Consider the following 16,715-nt stretch of genomic DNA (forward strand, 5'->3'; position numbering starts at 1 on the left):
CCGATATCTTCGCCATTTCGACGCCTCGGACCCGTAAGTAGCGGGTCTGGACCCTAAATCTCCGGCGGCGCAATAAAGCTGCGCAGACGCCCCTCGCACCGCACGAATGATTCTATGTCGAACCGGCATTGGGATCGATGGCCGCATGTCCATAGACAGAATGGGCCCATGCACTAACCGACGAACGGACGGCTTTGGCAGGGTTCAGGGCGGAGAAAAAAAATGATCCAGGGACCGGCAACGGCGGAGAGCAACAAGTTCAAGATTTCGACATCGCTTCTCGCGATTTCCCTTTTTGCGGGGCTGACAGGCGTGGCGGGCACCGCACATGCCCAGGACGCACCGGCACCCGCGCCCGACAACGGTGCGGCGACGGAAGGCGCCAGCGACATCGTCGTGACCGGATCGCGCATCGGCCGCCCGGTCCTCGACTTGCCGACCCCGGTCGGCGTGGTGAGTTCCGAAACGCTGGGCGCGAACAACGCGCAGTTCGATATCGGCCGCGCGCTTGCCCAGCAACCCGCGATCGGTTTTTCGGGCAGCATGCAGCAGAGCCAGCAGAGCGGCGCCTCGGGCTCGCGCGGCGAGAATAGCGGCGGCCTCGCCGTCGTCGATCTGCGCAGCCTCGGGTCGAACCGCACGCTCGTCCTCGTCAACGGCAAGCGCCGCGTCGCCGGCGCCACCGACAGCGCGGCGCTCGACCTCAATTCGATCAATCCCAATCTGATCGAACGCGTCGAAATCATAACCGGCGGCGCGTCGGCCATCTATGGCTCTGACGCGGTCTCGGGGGTCGTGAACATCATCACCAAGGACGATTTCGACGGCGTGCGCCTGTCCTTCAACGGGTCGCAGCCGGCGCGCGGCCCCGAAGGCTTCACCTACGGCGGAAGCATCGTCGCGGGCAAGAATTTCGCCCAGGGTCGCGGCAACATCACCGTCGCAGCCGACTATACGAAGGTGAAGGAAATCACCCCGCGCCAGGCCGACATGAGAAACAATGTCGCGATGATCAATCCGGCCGATACCGGGCCGAACGACGGCATTCCCGATCTGATCATCGTTCCCGGCGGCGAAGCCTTTCAATATTCGGGTTATGGCGCCGTGGGTCTGCGCGGCGACACCGGCGGCCTCGGTGCGTTCGTCTTCAACGATGACGGCACCCCGCGCCGTGCGCCGACGCCGCTTTTCACCGACGGCAGCCTGTTCGGGAAATTCGACAATTGCGGACCGGCCTGCTTCCGCTTCGACGATTCGATTTCGATCGTTCCCGACATCGAACGCTACAACCTCAACCTCAGCACTCATTTCGACTTCAGCGACACTGTGCGGGCCTATTTCGGCGCCGACTATAACAACACGTCGAGCTATGGACGCGGGCAGCCCGTGCTCCGCGCGGCGCAGCCGATCAACATCGCGCAGAATGCGTTCCTCAACGAACCCTTCCGCCAGCAATTGCTTGCGGCCGGCGCGACGACGCTGGCTCTCGATCGCCTCTACACCGATGTCGGGCTGCGCTTCAGCCAGGTCGATCGCAACAGCCTGTCGTTCGTCGGCGGCCTGAAGGGCGAGTTCGAGACTGGCTTCTCCGATCTCCGCTACGACATCTATGGCACCTACGGCCGCACCAAGGCGAAGTTCACCGGCTACAACCGTATGCTCCTGCCCAATCTGCGCGCCGCTCTCGACGCCGTCGTCGATCCCGGTTCGGGCCAGATCCGCTGCCGCATGGACGTCCCTTCGCTTCAACCCGTCGGCTATGTCCGGCCCGCTATCGTCGGCAGCGGCCCCTGCGTGCCCTTCAATCCGTTCGGTTCGACCGCCAGCTCGGCGGAAGCACGCGACTTCGTCAGCACAACAACGGTGTCCAACGCCTTCGTTCGCCAGACCACGGCGGGCTTCTCGCTCTCCGGGGATTCGAGCAAGTTCCTGACCATGCCCGGCGGCGGGTCGATCGGCATCGCGCTGGGTGCGGAGTATCGGAAGGAACGCAACGGCCGGACCACCGACCCGCTGATCAAGGCCGGCGTGACCAACCAGGCGTCGTCGCAGGATTATGAGGGCGGCTATCATGTCACCGAACTCTTCGGCGAATTGAGCGTGCCGATTTTGACCGACATGCCCTTTGCCAAGCTGCTGTCGGTCGAAGGCGCGGTGCGCCACGCCGATTATAGCCACGCGGGACAGGCGACCTCGTGGAAAGCCGGTGCGATCTGGGAACCGGTCGACGGGTTCCGCCTGCGCGCGACGTTGAGCCGCGCCATTCGCGCGCCGAATATCTTCGAAGCCTTCCGGCCGAGCGAGGGTCAGACGACCAACGTCAACGACCCCTGTTCGCAAAACAACCTCGGTCAAAACCCCAATCGTGCCGCCAACTGCGCCGCGCTGGGTCGTCCGGCGGGCTTCATCCCCGTCAGCGGCGGGATCGGCGTTCCCTTCATCGTGTCGGGCAATCAGGATCTTCGCCCCGAAGTTTCGGACAGCTGGACGGCCGGCTTCGTCCTGACGCCGAATTTCCTGCCGGGCCTCCAGATTTCGGCCGACTGGTTCGACATCAAGATCGAGGACGCGATCAGCTTCCTCAGCCCGCAAGCGATCGCCGAAAATTGCGTCGACCGCGCCGGCGGCCCCGATCCGGACCTGTGTGCGCTGATCACCCGCGACACGACCCCCGGCGCGAACTTCTTCAGCATCACCGGCGGTAGAAGCACCTATGTCAACACGTCGAAGCTGCAGACCTCGGGTCTCGACACGCAGGTATTTTATGCCCGCCCGCTGGGCGGCGGCCGTATCTCGGCCAACCTCGCCTTCACCTATCTGCATCGCCTGCGGACCTTCACCTTCCAGGCGCGGCCGGACCTCTACACCGTGCTCGAAGGCTTTTACGGCTACCCCAAATATAAGGGCGTCGTCGGGCTCAACTATTCGGTCGACGGCCTGACGGTCGGCTGGCAGGGCCGTTATCAGTCGAGCCAGGCGCTGACCGACATCTCGCCGGGGATCAGCCGCGAGCTGCTGTCGCCCGACCGGACGGGTTCGCGCTTCTACAACGATATTTCGGCATCCTATACGCTGCCGATGAACGGGAAGCATGAAGCCAAATTCTCATTTGGCGTCACGAATCTTCTCAACGAGAAGCTGCCGGTGATGGAATCGGTTCAGGTCATCGATCCGTCGGGGGGCGGCTTCGATCAGTTCGGACCGGTTATCCGCCTCGGACTCGAAGTGAACTTCTGAATCCGGGCCGACAAGGTGGGGCTCGCGCCGTGTGCGCGGGCCTCATATTGTCTCCGTACAGCGATATGAATCCAGCCTGGCAGGAGGCGCAATAATGAGTGCTGAAACCATCCGCCCTGCCCGTCAGAGGGGGTTTCTCGGTTTCGTCGAGCGCGTCGGCAATCTGCTGCCCGACCCGACGATCATCTTCCTCTACCTGATCATCATATTGATGCTGGTTTCGGCGATCGGCGCGGGGCTGGGGTGGAGCGCATCGCTACCCTATTCAGGCAAGGACGCGCCCGCCGGCGCCGAACTCGCGGGCGGCGTCCTGACCTATCGCGCGTCGAGCCTGTTCTCGGCCGAGAATATCGCACGGCTGTTTACCGAGATGCCGCGCACCTATGCCAGCTTCACCCCGCTCGGAATCATCCTGACGATTATGATGGGCGCCGCGGTCGCCGAGCGGTCGGGGCTGTTCTTTGCGCTGATCCGGGGTTCGCTGCGGAGCACGCCGCGCCGCTATATGACCCCGATCATCGCGGTGGTGGGCATGGTGTCGCACCACGCCGCCGACGCCGCCTATGTCGTGCTCATCCCGATGGCCGCGGTCCTCTTCGCATCGGTCGGGCGTCATCCGCTCGCCGGTATCGCCGCCGCGCTCGCCGCCGTGTCGGGGGGTTATGCCGGCAACATCATGCCTGGCCAGCTCGATGTCCTGCTGTTCGGCTTCACGCAGGAGGCCGCGCGTATCGTCGAGCCCGGCTGGACGATGAACCCGCTCGGCAACTGGTATTTCATCCTCGGCATCGTCGTCTTCTTCACCCCGATCATCTGGTTCATCACCGACAAGGTGGTCGAACCGCGGCTGGGAACCTGGAACGAGGAGGTCGACGCAGAGCTTCGCGCCGATCTCGAAAAGGGCGACCTCAGCGACGCCGAGCGGCGGGGGCTTCGCCACGCCGGCGTCGCCGCGCTGCTGGTCACCGCGCTGTTCGCGGCGCTTTGCCTCTGGCCCGGCTATACACCCTTCATCGATCAGGACTCCGAGGGCCCGATCCGCCTGCAGCCACTCTACGCCTCGATGATCGCCGCGCTGTTCCTGCTGTTCCTGCTGACCGGCGTCGTCTTCGGGCGCGCGGCGGGGACGGTGAAGAACTCGAACGACGTGATCGCGATGATGCGCGAGGGTGTGAAGACGATCGCGCCCTATCTGGTCTTCGTCTTTTTCGCCGCGCATTTCGTCGCGATGTTCAACTGGTCGGGCATCGGCCCGATCATCGCGATCGGCGGCGCCGAAAAGCTGCAGGGCATGAACCTGCCCCCGGCGTTGCTGCTCGTCTGCGTCCTGCTGCTCTCCTCGATGATGGACCTGTTCATCGGATCGTCGACCGCCAAATGGAGCGTCCTGTCGTCGGTCGTTGTGCCGATGTTCATGCTGCTCGGCATCAGCCCCGAAATGACCACGGCCGCCTATCGCATGGGCGACAGCTATACCAATATTATGACCCCCTTGATGAGCTATTTCCCGCTCGTCCTCGTCTTCTGCCAGCGGTGGGACAAGTCGATGGGAGTCGGGTCGCTGCTCGCGCTGATGCTGCCCTATGCACTGTGCTTCATGGCGACGGGGATCACGATGGTCGTCGCATGGGTGGTCTTCGACCTGCCCCTCGGCCCGCACGCGCAGGTCTTTTATCAGGTCGCAGCGCACGCCGTGCCGTGAGGGAGCCCATGATGAAATCCGCCGCCGAACATGCAACCATGTCCAATAAGCATTGGGGTCGGCCGCGCACCGCCCCTAGCCTGACTTCGCCGCTGCGCCAGGAGGTCCGTTCCCATGTCCGTTGACCTCAAATCGCTCGAAACCGACATGACCGCCTGGCGCCGGCATATCCATCAGCATCCCGAACTCGGCTTCCACGAACAGGGCACGGTCAGCTTCATCCTCGACCTGCTCGAAAGCTTTGGGGTCGACGAGGTCCACACCGGTATCGGCGGCACTGGCATCGTCGCGACAATCCGCGCCGGCGGGTCGGACCGCGCGATCGGCATCCGCGCCGATATCGACGCGCTGCCGATGACCGAGCTGGCCGAGTCCGATCACAAGTCCTGCACCCCGGGCGTGATGCACGCCTGCGGCCACGACGGGCATACGACGATGCTGCTGGGCGCCGCAAGGCATCTCGCCGCGACGCGCAATTTCGACGGCGCGGTGCATCTGATCTTCCAGCCCGCCGAGGAATCGCTGGGCTATCAGGGGCCCGGCGGCGACCCCGATGGCGGCGCCAGCGCGATGATCCGCGACGGATTGTTCGACCGTTTCCCGATGGACGCCATCTTCGGCATCCACAACCGCCCGGGCATCGCCGCGGGCAAGCTCGCGGGGCGCGCGGGCGCGCTCTACGCCGCCGCCGACAAGTTCGAGATCGTCGTTACCGGCAAGGGCGGCCATGCCGCGCGCCCGCACCTGACGGTCGACCCCGTGCTCGTCGCGGCGCAGATCATCGTCGCGGTGCAAAGCATCGTCGCGCGCAATACCGACCCGATGGACGCCGCGGTCGTCTCGATCTGCAAGGTCGAGGCGGGCACCGCCTTCAACATCATCGCCGACGAGGCGCGCATGGGCGGCACGGTGCGCACGCTGTCACGCACGAGCCAGGATGCGACCGAGCGGCGGCTCCGGGAGATCGTGACCGGCGTTGCGGCCTCGTTCGGCGCGAAGGCCGAGCTGCACTACGAACGTGGCTATCCCGCCTTGCACAATCCGGCCGACCTCTATGCTAAAGTCCGCGAAATCGCGATCGGCATCGTCGGCCCCGACCGCTTCGTCGATCTCGACGCGCCGGGCATGGGGGGCGAGGATTTCGCGCGCTATCTCGACGTCGTTCCCGGCTGCTTCCTGCTGCTCGGCAATGGCGATGAGGGACCGGGGTCGGTGATGCTCCACAATTCGCACTATGCCTATGACGACAGCATTTCGCCGACCGGCGCCGCGCTGTGGGTCGCCCTGGCCGAGACATTCCTGCCAAAATAGACAATCCGGGGAGATTATTTTGATGCGCCGTTCGACTGCCACCCTGCTCCATGGTTCCGCCGCGCTGTTGCTTGCGGCGACAGCACCGACACAGGCGCAGGAAAAGGTGGCCATCTACCGCGACGATTTCGGCGTGCCGCATGTGCAGGCGGAGACGTCGGACGCGGTGATGTTCGGCGCGGGCTATGCGATCGCGCACGACCGTCTCGCGGCGATGGAACTCGCACGGCACAATACGCAGGGCCGCCGCGCCGAGCTTGTCGGGAAATCGGCGATCGAAGGCGACAAGATGATGCGCGGTCGGAGGCTTTCCGACGCGGTGCTGATGCAGCGCTACAACGCGCTGGCGTCCGAGCACCAGAAGATGATCCAGGCGATGGTCGACGGCATCAACAAGCGCATCGACGAAGTGAATGCCGATCCTGCGGGCTGACCCCGCTCGAATTCATCCGCTGGGGGATCAAGCCGACGCGCTGGAGCCTCACCGAATATCTCGCGCTGATCAGCGCGGCGCCGCTGGGACGCGACACGTATGAAATCCGCAACCTCGAATTTCTGAAGGCGATGACGGCGCGCTATGGTCAGGACAAGGCGTGGGCGATTTTCAACGACGTCGTGCCGATTTCCGACCCCGACTCCCCGACCACCATCCCCGCGGGCGACGATCTCGCTCCGGCCCGGCCGATACCCGCCCCCGTCCTCGCTCCGGCGCAACTGGTCTCCAATCGCAATGTGGCGTCGGCGGCGGCGCAGACGAAGCCCACCGAACCGGTGAAAGGCGCAAGCCGCTGCCTGGTCATCGGCCCCGAAAAATCGGCAAGCGGAAAGGTGCTGATGCTGGAGGCCACTGCCGACGGCCCCGAAATCCATCTGAAAGGCGGCGGCTTCGACAACACGGGCTTCGGCTCGACCGGCTGGGGCGTCCCGACGATGGGACGCGGCGCGCAGCACGGCTGGCTACTGGTGTCGGGCAGCAGCGAGGCCGGCACCACCTTCGCCGAAAAGCTCAATCCCGAGAACCGGTACGAATATTGGTACAAGGGCGCCTGGAAGAAAATGGAACACCGCGCCGAAGCCTTTAAGGTCAAGGACGGCGCGCCCTTCACGCATGAGGTCGCGTGGACGATCCACGGCCCGGTGATCGCGTGGGATGTCGAAAACGGCACCGCCTATTCGCAGCAAATGGGCGTCCACGGCCGCGAACTCGACACATGGGTCGCTTTTGCCGAAATGGGCCGCGCGAAGAGCCTCGCCGAGTTCAAGGCCAAGGGCGTCGACCGTCTCGGCTGGAATCTCGGCGCCTGTTACGGCGGCGAGGATGGCACGATCGCCTATTTCGAGGCGGGTGCGCTGCCGAAGAAGGCGACCGGCGTCGATCCGCGGCTGCCGACGCCCGGCACGGGCGAATATGAATGGACCGGCTTTCTGACCCCCGCCGAAAAACCGCACATGATCAACCCCCGCCAAGGCTATTTCATGTCGTGGAACAGCAAGGCGACGGGCTGGTCGCAGGAGGGCGACAATGCCCGCATCGGCGCGACCTTCCGCACCTGGCTCGGCGACCGGCTCGCCAAGAACGGCCAGTCGCTGACCTTGCTCGACATGCGCGAGTTCAACGGCAAGATCTTCAACGCGCTCGGCGCGGTCGATCGCAATCAGGCGGCGCCCGACTTTTTCGCGCCCTATATCCAAGCCGCGATCGCGGCGAGCGACGACCCCGAGGTGAAGCGCGCGGGCGAATTGATGCTGAGCTTCAACGGCCTGTATCAGGACCGCGACGGCGATCAGCGCTACGACAATCCGGGACTGACCCTCTACCGGACCTGGCTCCAGACGGCGCCGAAAACGCTGTTCGGCGATGATATGGGCGACTGGTGGAAGACGATCGATACCGACCGCTACCTGACCTATCAATCGAGCCTGCTGCTGCGCGCCTTTCAGGGCGACAAGGCCGGCGCGCCGCTCAGCCTCGACTATTTCAACGGGCGCGACCGCACCGCGATGATGATCGACACGATCAAGGCGACGATCGCCGAAGTCAAACCGCGCTTCCCCGGCAAGGACATGGCCGAATGGAAGCAGCCGATTTACTGGAAATATTTCGACGCGTCGCTCGAGACGCCCGATCGGCCACAGATGGCGGAGGATTATCCCGAGCATCGCCTGTCGGCGGTGCTGCGTCTCGGGCCGACGATGGCGCCGCACAATGGCGGCGAAAGCTGGGTCGGGCTGATGGAAATCGGCGCCAACCGGCGCGCGCTCTATTCGGTGATCGATGCGGGCGGCCAGAATCTGTTCATTGGTCCCGACGGCAAGGGGAACCCGCACCTCACCGATCAGACGATGATGCACGAGACCAACGAGCTCAAGAAGATCGATCTTTCGCCCGAGCGGATCCGCAAGACCGCCGCATCGACCATGACGCTCGAATATCGACCGCCGGCCCGTTAGCGCGCGGCGGAACCCCGATTGACCGCCATCGTCCCGCCCGCCGACATCGGCAGCTACTGGCTCGCAAGCTGCGACGACGATCTGACACCGCGCCCTGCGCTGCCAGGCGACGCGACCGTCGATATCGCGATCATGGGGGGCGGCTTCACGGGTCTGTGGGCCGCCTGGTATCTGCTGCAGAACGACCCGGATCTGTCGATAGCGATCGTCGAGCGGCAATTTTGCGGCTTCGGCGCGTCGGGGCGCAACGGCGGCTGGTGCTCGCCGCGCTTTCCGATCAACCCCGCCGCCCTCACCCGGCGTTTCGGTGCAGCGACGGCCCGGGCGATGCTGCTCGCGCAGCAGGCGATGGTGGGGGAAGTCGGCCGCGTCTGCGAAGCGGAAGGCATCGACGCGCATTTCAACCCCGTGGGCGTCCTGACCCTCGCACGCAGCGCAGAGCAATTGCCGTCGCTGCGCCAATCCTTCGAAGCCTATGCCCGCCTCGGTATGGAGGATGGCTGCGAATTGCTCGACGCCGATCGTGCGCAAGACGCGGTCCACGCGACCAGCGTCCATGGCGCGTTGCGCCTGCGCGCGGGCGGCACGATCCACCCCGGCCGCCTCGTGCGCGGGCTCGCGCGTGCGCTCGAACGGCGCGGCGTGCGGATCCATGAGGAGACAGAGGTGTTGCAAACGACCGCGGGCACGCAACCCGCGCTCGTCAGCTCACGCGGCACGCTGCGCGCTCGCCGCGCGGTTCTGCTCGCAGGCGAAGCATATATGACCGCGCAGCCCGCCTATCGCCGCCGGCTCATCCCAATGGCCTCTACAATCATGCTCACCGCGCCGCTCAGCGCCGAACAATGGGAGACGGTCGGCTGGGCCGGCGGCGAATGCCTTAGCTCTTACGTGCATACGACCAATTATCTCACCCGCACCGCCGACGGGCGCATCCTGTTCGGCAGCCGCGGTGCGCCCTATCGCTATGGCTCGGACATGTCCGAGATCGCGCTGCGCGAGAATGCAAACTTTGGATGGATCCGCGATCGGCTGATCGACTGGTGGCCGTCGCTCGATGGTGTCGAATTCACGCATCGATGGGCGGGCTATCTCGGCATTCCGCGCGACTGGCTGCCCACGGTGCATTTCGATGCCGTGCGCCGGATCGGGTACAGCTACGGCTATACGGGCCACGGCGTGATCACCAGCGCGATCTGCGCGCGGGCACTCGCGGGACTAGTCACTGGCCGCGCGCGCGATCTCCACGCGCCCTACGTCCGCGAGCAAGTCCCGAATTGGGAGATCGAACCGCTACGCTGGGCGGGCATCCGCTATGTCCAGAATGCCTTCCTACGGATGGACGTGGCCGACGCGGCCGGACGGTCGCCGCCGCCCGACGCGGGCTTGGCGAAATATCTCGGCGAGCCTTAGCTGAGGTTCATTTTCCCATATCCGCAAGCGCCCGTTCGAGACCCGGGACAAATCCGGCGCCGGTCCTCAATTCGACCTGCGACCCGGCAAGATCGTCGCCATAAGCTTCGGCCGGCCCGCCAAGGCATTTCGACAGGAAATGCTCGGAGATTGCCGCGAAGGAGACGTTCGTCGCGTCCTTCGCGTAGACGTGGCCCTCATCAGGATAGAAGGCATAGGTCACCGGCTTGCCGCGCGCCTTCAGCGCATCGACAATCTCTTCCGACTGGCTGGGAAAGATGCGCGGGTCGTTAGCGCCGTTCGTCACAAGCAAAGGCTTAGAAATCGCATCGACACGTGCGATCGGCGAGCGCCGCATCAGGTCGGCCGCGCCCTCCTTTGTCGCCGGATCGCCTACGCGATTGACGAACTGCGGGCGCTGCCAGGTCCACCAGTCGGGCATCCCCGCGACTTGCTTTACCAGATTGCTCGGCCCCGCAAGGTCGACGCCGCACTGGAAGGTGTCGGGCGTGAAGCTCAACGACACAAGCGTCGAATAGCCGCCATAGGACAGCCCCATCACCGCGACGCGGTCCTTCGCGGTCACGCCTTTGTCGATCGCCCACTGCACCCCGTCGAGCAGGTCGTCGTGCATCGTTTCCGACCATTTCCGGTCGCCCTTCGCCATGAAGTCGCTGCCGAAGCCCCCCGACGCGCGAAAATTCACCGACAGCACCGCATAGCCGCGGTCGGCGAGCCAGGCGTGTTGCGGATCGAAAGCCAGATCGTCGCGAAGCCAGGGGCCGCCGTGAACGAGCAGCACCAGTGGAACGGGCGTCACCGGCATCCCGTCGGCGCCGAGTTTCGCGTTCGTCGGCAGCGTCAGGTAACTCGGCAGGGTCAGGCCATCGCGCGACGCGATCGTCACGGGAATCCGACGCGCGAGCGGCTGTTTGTCGAGATCGGGCCGCGTCGAGAGCAGCGGCACAAGCGTCCGGTCGTTGCGATTCCACCAGCTATAGCGGTCGGGGCGGTTCGGAACCGTCTCGAGGAGCAGCCAGCGCGCATTGTCGGGGGTCTGATCAACGATCTTGAACGGCCCCGCGGCCGCCGCTTGAAGCGCCGCGAATTCGGCGCGCACCTCGTCCGATCGCACCGTCCATTCGCTGACGAGCGGGTCCTCACGCGTCGCGAGCAGCGCGCCGCTGGCTTCGTCGAACAACGGATCGACGATATCGGCGCGCCCGAACGCCGCGAGCATGGTCTGCTTTCCCGTGGCAAGATCGACCGAGACGAGGTTCGCCTTGTCGCTGGTCCGGCTGTCGAACATCAACAGTTTTCCCGCGCCGTCGAGCCCGAGGATTTTGGAATTGCGCAGCGAGGCGAGCGGGATCGTCATGAACTCGCTGGGCCCTGCGGGGTCGAGGCGAAAATAGGTCGACGAACCGTCGACATTGCCGCGAACGCCCAGCCGGATGTTGAAATCGGGATCGGCGACGACATCGATGTAATTTCGCTCGTTGCGCAGCACCTCGGTACGCTGCCCCGTCGCGAGGTCGATCCGGTAAATGTCGCGATAGCGGCGGTCGCGAATGTTCATGCCGACGAGGATTTCGCCGGGACGGCGCTTCGAAAGCTTCACGATCTTCGTCTGCACGGCGGGATCGGCGGTCACATTGACGACCGTATGCTTTTCGAGGTTCGCGACCCAGAGCTGGCTATGTTCCTCGCCGCCGACATCCTTCAGCACCAATATGTACCGCCCGTCGGGGCTCCACTGGAAACTGTCGGGCGGCCGGCTATCGAAACGGGTGACCGGGGTAGCGGCCTTCGGATCGTCGAGCGGCGCGACCCAGACGTTCAGGACGCCGTTCAGCGGATGGAGAAAGGCCAGCTGCTTGCCGTCGGGGCTGATCTGAAGTTCGGAATAGGCGGGCGAAGCGAAAAGCGCATCGCGCGGCACCAGCGATGCCCGTTGTTCCGGCTCCGCACCACCCGCCGGCACTGCCATGATCGCCGCGCCAAGCAGCGCAGCCGCCCACACCGATGCGCGACCACGCAGTTCGCGCCGCAAAATGTCGAAACCCATCCCCGAAGCCCCCTGAATCAAGCCTGTCTGCGAACGCAATCTGCCGACGGGCGGTCACGAGCTCCAATGCGCAAAATGGATCAATCCATGCGTGTCACGAGGGGTAGCCACGCGCCTTTCCCGCATTACAATTTCCCCATCGGCCAAAGGGGCATGAGTGATGGAACTGGCATGGCTTGAGGATTTCGGTGCCTTGATACACGCGGGCAACTTCTCGCGCGCGGCATCGACGCGCTGCGTGACGCAGCCGGCTTTCAGCCGCCGCATCCGCGCGCTCGAAGAATGGCTCGGCGTGGAGCTGGTCGACCGCAGCACGCACCAGATGGTGCTGACCCCCGCCGGCAAGCGCTTTGCCGTCATCGCCGAGACCGTGCTGCGCGATATCGAACATGGCCGGCGCGAGGTGCAGGAAATTGCCGGCACATCGGCGTCGATGGTCAAGATTCTGGTCACGCACGCCCTGACGCTGAACTTCTTCCCGCAATGGCTCGCGACGCTTCAGGCGATGACCGATACCGCAATCCCGATCCAGCTCACTGCCGATAATATGGGCACATCCGAACAGATGATGCTCAGCGGCAAGGCGCATTTTTGCCTGTGCTATTTCCATCCCGGCGCGCCGTCGGTTCTCGATGGGGCCGGTTTCCAGTCGATATCGCTCGAATCCGATGCGCTGGTGCCGGTCAGCGCGCCGAGCGAAGCCGGTGACGCACCGCAGCACGCGCTCACCGACGACGCCGATCGTCCGGTCAACCTACTGGCCTATGGCGCCGAATCAGGAATGGATCGCATCGTTTCGGCGATGCTTGATGCCAGTGCGTCGCGCGCGAATTTCACGCCCGTGTTCACGTCGCACACGCTGATCCTCGCGCGCATGGCAAGGGATGGAAAGGGACTCGCCTGGCTGCCGCTGAGCATCGTCGCGGATGATCTGAAGCGAGGCGCGCTGGTGCGGGCGGGCGATGCGCGCTGGGACATTCCGGTCGACGTCAGACTGTATCGCCCGCGCGGCCGGCAATCGCCGTCGGCCGAAACATTCTGGAAGCTGGCGACGGCGTAGACGGGAATGGCGCATGCGAACGACGTCCATACGCGGCGGCATGAAACCATCAGCAACAGGCATTTGCCGGCCGGGCCGCGGCGTTGCTAATCGCTCCGGGCCATCCGGCGGCATTCTCGACCCCAAGCCTGTGGAAATGCAGTCGCTGGCGGTCATTATTGAATTTGGATCCCGATCAATGAAACAGCTCGTTCTCGTCGAAGCGGTGGTCTTCGACCTTCTCACCGCTCTTCTCGATTCCTGGTCGGTCTGGAACCGGGCGGCCGGGTCGGCGAGCGACGGGCTGCGCTGGCGCCGCGCCTATCTCGAGCTGACCTATGGTTGCGGCGCTTACCGCCCCTATGAGGATCTCGTCCGCGAGGCGGCCGCCAAGGCGGGCGTGGCGGCATCGGCTCCCGATGCGCTGACGGCGGACTGGAACTCGCTCCAGCCCTGGCCGGAGGCGCCGCCGCTGCTTGCCGAACTCAGCGCGCGCGGCATCGCGCTCGGGGTCATAACAAATTGTTCGAAACTTTTGGGGCGGCAGGCTGCGGAACGGGTCGGCGTGCCCTTCTCGGTTGTCCTGACATCCGAAGAAACGGGCTATTACAAACCGCGACCGGAATCCTACCGCGCCGTGCTGGACCGGCTCGGCACCGATCCGGCGCGGACGCTTTTCGTGGCGGGCTCGCCCGCGGACATTCCGGGGGCGGCCGGCGTCGGCATGCCGGTTTTCTGGCACAACCGTGCCCGCCTGCCCTTTGTCGCCGACGCGGCGCGGCCGTTCCTGATCGCCGATACGCTCGATCCGCTGCGCGAGCTGGTCCGATGAGCGCGGCCACGATGTTCACGGGATTGAACACCCCGCGCCTGATCCTCGACGCCGACCGGCTGGAGCGCAACGCCGCGCGCATGCGCGCCCGCTGCGACGCGCTGGGCGTCACGTTGCGCCCGCATCTGAAGACGGCAAAGTCGACCGACGTCGCGCGTATCGCGGCGAACGGCGAGCAAGGGCCGATCACCGTCTCGACGCTGGCCGAAGCCGAATATTTCGCCGCGGCGGGCTGGCGCGATATCCTCTACACGACCGCTATCGCGCCCGCGAAACTGGCGCGCGTCCATCACATCCAGCGCGAGCATGGCGCGCGGCTGCTGCTTGTCGTCGATGACCGGGAGGCGGCGGCCGCCATGGGCGAAGCCGCGGCGGCGCTCGGCGCGCGCTTCGGCGTCCTCATCGAGGTCGATTGTGGCGAACACCGCAGCGGCACCGAACCGACGTCGGAAGAGCTTGTCGCGATCGCTGGGGTGATTGCGGCCTGTTCGCCGCAACTCGAACTGATGGGCGTGATGACCCACGCGGGACATAGCTACGCGTTCGACGATCCAGCGCCGATCCGGGCGCTCGCCGAAGTCGAACGGCATGCGGCGGTCGCATCGGCCGAATTGCTCCGCGCGCGCGGTTACGTCTGCCCCATCGTCAGCGTCGGCTCGACCCCCACGGTGGTTTTCGCCGAACAATTGCGCGGCGTGACCGAAGTGCGGGCGGGCATTTACCTGTTCGGCGACCTTTCGCAATTGTCGCGGGGCGTCTGCGCGCAAGAGGATATTGCCGTCTCGGTGCTGGCGACGGTGATCGGCCACCAGCGCCGCGGCGCCGGCGCCAGCCTGATCCTCGACGCCGGCGCGCTTGCGCTATCGAAGGATGTCGGGGCCAACCGCTTCATGCCGAACGCGGGCTATGGTCTGGTCTGCGATGCGGCCACGCTCGAGCCGCTCGCATCGCTGACGGTCGTGACCGTGCATCAGGAACATGGCGGCGTGCCCGTACCCGACGAAAGCTGGTTCGAACGCCTGCCGATCGGCACCGTCGTCCGCATCCTTCCCAATCACGCTTGCCTGACCTGTGCGGCCTACACCTCCTACGACGTGTTGCGCGGGGGGGAACTGGCCGAAGAATGGCCGCGGACCGGCGGGTGGTAAGCGACTTTCGGAGATCGAGATGAAGGTTCAGAAAATGACAGAGATACGCTGCGCAGCCGCGCCGCCCCCCGGCGGGCATTATGCCCAAGCCATGTTGCACCGCGACACCCTTTATGTTTCGGGCCAGCTCGGCGTGACCGGCGAAACACCCGACCCCGAAAGCCGTTCTGTCGGCGAGCAGGTCAACTTTGCGCTCGGGAATATCGCGGCGATTGTCGGCGTGGTTGGCGCTTCGCCGGGCGACATCGTCCGGTGCACCGTCTATGTGACCGACGTCGCGCATTGGGGCGAAGTCAACCGGGCCTACGCGGCGTTCTTTGGCACACACCGCCCCGCCCGATCGATCGTTCCCTCCGGTCCGCTGCATTTCAATGCGCTGGTAGAGATCGAAGCCGTTGTCGCGGTGAGTGCCTGAGACCGGGGGCGAAGCGGACGTAGCAAGGTTGAATGGTGCGCGCGCGCTTTAATCGAATGCCTCGACTATCTATTAATTTTCAATACTTTATGGTGGAGTGAATTTATGATTGGAATAAGATCATGGCCGCCGTCGAGGTAGATCCCAACAAGGTTCACGAATTCGTCGACATGGACGGTTTCCATGACTGGCTGGCCGCGCATCACGCCACCGAGCGCGAGGTGTGGATCAAGATCCACAAGGTCAAATCGGGCCTCGCGTCGATCACCCCTGAACAGGCGATCCACGCCGCTCTTTGCTGGGGATGGATCGACGCCATCCGCAAATCCTTCGACGAAAAAAGCTTCCTGCAACGCTACACGCCGCGCAGCGCGAAGAGCGTCTGGAGCCAGATCAATATCGACAATGTCGCGCGCCTGACCGCCGAAGGGCGGATGACCGAGCATGGGCTGAAACAGGTCGAGGCCGCCAAGGCCGATGGCCGCTGGGACCGCGCCTATCGCGTCAAGGGATCGGAAATTCCGGACGACCTGCAGGCGGCGATCGATGCCGAACCTGCGGCCAGGGCCATGCTGGAAAAGCTGACCGCGCAAAATCGCTTCGCGCTGATCTTTCGCCTCGGCACGATCAAGACCGAGGCTGGGCGGAAAAAGAAGATCGCCGATCTTGTCGCGATGCTGAAGCGCGGCGAGACCTTTCACCCGCAAAAGGTGAAGTGACAGCGCTGCGGAGCGGTTTCAACCGTTGGTCGCAGTGACGACAGCCGCGTCCGCATCGGCATCGCCCGCGACGGCATCCCACCAGTCGCCGAGCGCGTCGATCAAGGGCACGAGCCGTTCGCCGTCGGGGGTCAGGTCATATTCGACCCGCCGGGGATAACCCTCGAACTCGGTACGCTGGACGATCCCCGCATCCTCGAGCTTGCGCAGTTCGAGCGTCAGCATCTTGTGCGAGATCGTCGGATTGTCGCGGCGCAGGTCGCCGAAGCGCTTTGTTCCGTCGCTGAGATAATAGATCAGCAAGGTCGGCCAGCGGCCGCTCAGCACCTGCATCACTTCCTCGATCGGACAGCGCGAAACCAGATCTTTCATCGGAGCCT

The 16,715-nt window shown here is 64.8% G+C and carries 11 protein-coding genes and 1 pseudogene; 10 read left to right on the forward strand and 2 right to left on the reverse strand.

Features of this window, described 5'->3' with window-relative positions; genetic code table 11:
• Positions 1-222 precede the first annotated feature (222 nt).
• The 5 genes and pseudogenes from V8J55_RS00620 (at position 223) to V8J55_RS00640 (ending at position 10,114) form a co-directional block, all read left to right on the forward strand.
• Positions 223-3,237, forward strand: a complete 3,015-nt coding sequence (locus V8J55_RS00620; RefSeq protein WP_336443921.1) for a TonB-dependent receptor domain-containing protein — start codon at positions 223-225, stop codon at positions 3,235-3,237.
• Positions 3,238-3,331: 94 nt separating this feature from the next.
• Entirely contained in the window at positions 3,332-4,939 is a 1,608-nt protein-coding gene (locus tag V8J55_RS00625) for an AbgT family transporter (protein ID WP_336443922.1), read from the forward strand.
• 114 nt (positions 4,940-5,053) lie between these two features.
• Positions 5,054-6,250: a M20 aminoacylase family protein gene (locus V8J55_RS00630; protein ID WP_336443923.1), complete on the forward strand. Its 1,197-nt coding sequence runs from the start codon at positions 5,054-5,056 to the stop codon at positions 6,248-6,250.
• Positions 6,251-6,272: 22 nt separating this feature from the next.
• Positions 6,273-8,701, forward strand: a pseudogene (locus V8J55_RS00635) (penicillin acylase family protein).
• 18 nt (positions 8,702-8,719) lie between these two features.
• Complete coding sequence (locus V8J55_RS00640) at positions 8,720-10,114, forward strand: NAD(P)/FAD-dependent oxidoreductase (protein WP_336443924.1); 1,395 nt, start codon at positions 8,720-8,722, stop codon at positions 10,112-10,114.
• Between the two features lie 7 nt (positions 10,115-10,121).
• On the opposite strand, the gene V8J55_RS00645 is transcribed toward V8J55_RS00640, so the two are convergent.
• The gene (locus V8J55_RS00645) at positions 10,122-12,182 is read right to left on the reverse strand and encodes a S9 family peptidase (RefSeq protein ID WP_336443925.1); all 2,061 of its coding nucleotides are present in this window, start codon (positions 12,180-12,182) and stop codon (positions 10,122-10,124) included.
• A gap of 160 nt (positions 12,183-12,342) precedes the next feature.
• On the opposite strand from V8J55_RS00645, the gene V8J55_RS00650 reads away from it, so the two are divergent.
• The 5 genes from V8J55_RS00650 to V8J55_RS00670 all read left to right on the forward strand — a co-directional run bounded on the left by V8J55_RS00650 (position 12,343) and on the right by V8J55_RS00670 (position 16,335).
• Positions 12,343-13,242, forward strand: coding sequence for a LysR family transcriptional regulator (locus V8J55_RS00650; RefSeq protein WP_336443926.1), 900 nt, complete (start codon positions 12,343-12,345; stop codon positions 13,240-13,242).
• Between the two features lie 178 nt (positions 13,243-13,420).
• On the forward strand, positions 13,421-14,053 hold the full coding sequence (locus tag V8J55_RS00655; protein WP_336443927.1) for an HAD family hydrolase: 633 nt from the start codon (positions 13,421-13,423) through the stop codon (positions 14,051-14,053).
• Positions 14,050-15,201, forward strand: a complete 1,152-nt coding sequence (locus V8J55_RS00660; RefSeq protein WP_336443928.1) for an alanine racemase — start codon at positions 14,050-14,052, stop codon at positions 15,199-15,201. Before V8J55_RS00655 ends, V8J55_RS00660 begins: the two co-directional genes overlap by 4 nt.
• Before the next feature lie 34 nt (positions 15,202-15,235).
• Positions 15,236-15,616, forward strand: coding sequence for a RidA family protein (locus V8J55_RS00665; protein WP_336443929.1), 381 nt, complete (start codon positions 15,236-15,238; stop codon positions 15,614-15,616).
• A 122-nt stretch (positions 15,617-15,738) separates the two neighbouring features.
• Entirely contained in the window at positions 15,739-16,335 is a 597-nt protein-coding gene (locus V8J55_RS00670; RefSeq protein ID WP_336443930.1) for a YdeI/OmpD-associated family protein, read from the forward strand.
• Between the two features lie 18 nt (positions 16,336-16,353).
• Here the strand turns inward: V8J55_RS00670 and V8J55_RS00675 are convergent, their stop codons facing one another.
• On the reverse strand, positions 16,354-16,707 hold the full coding sequence (locus V8J55_RS00675; protein ID WP_336443931.1) for a winged helix-turn-helix transcriptional regulator: 354 nt from the start codon (positions 16,705-16,707) through the stop codon (positions 16,354-16,356).
• Positions 16,708-16,715 lie beyond the last annotated feature (8 nt).

It is taken from the genome of Sphingopyxis sp. CCNWLW2 (genome assembly GCF_037095755.1).
Classification (GTDB): Bacteria; Pseudomonadota; Alphaproteobacteria; order Sphingomonadales; family Sphingomonadaceae; genus Sphingopyxis.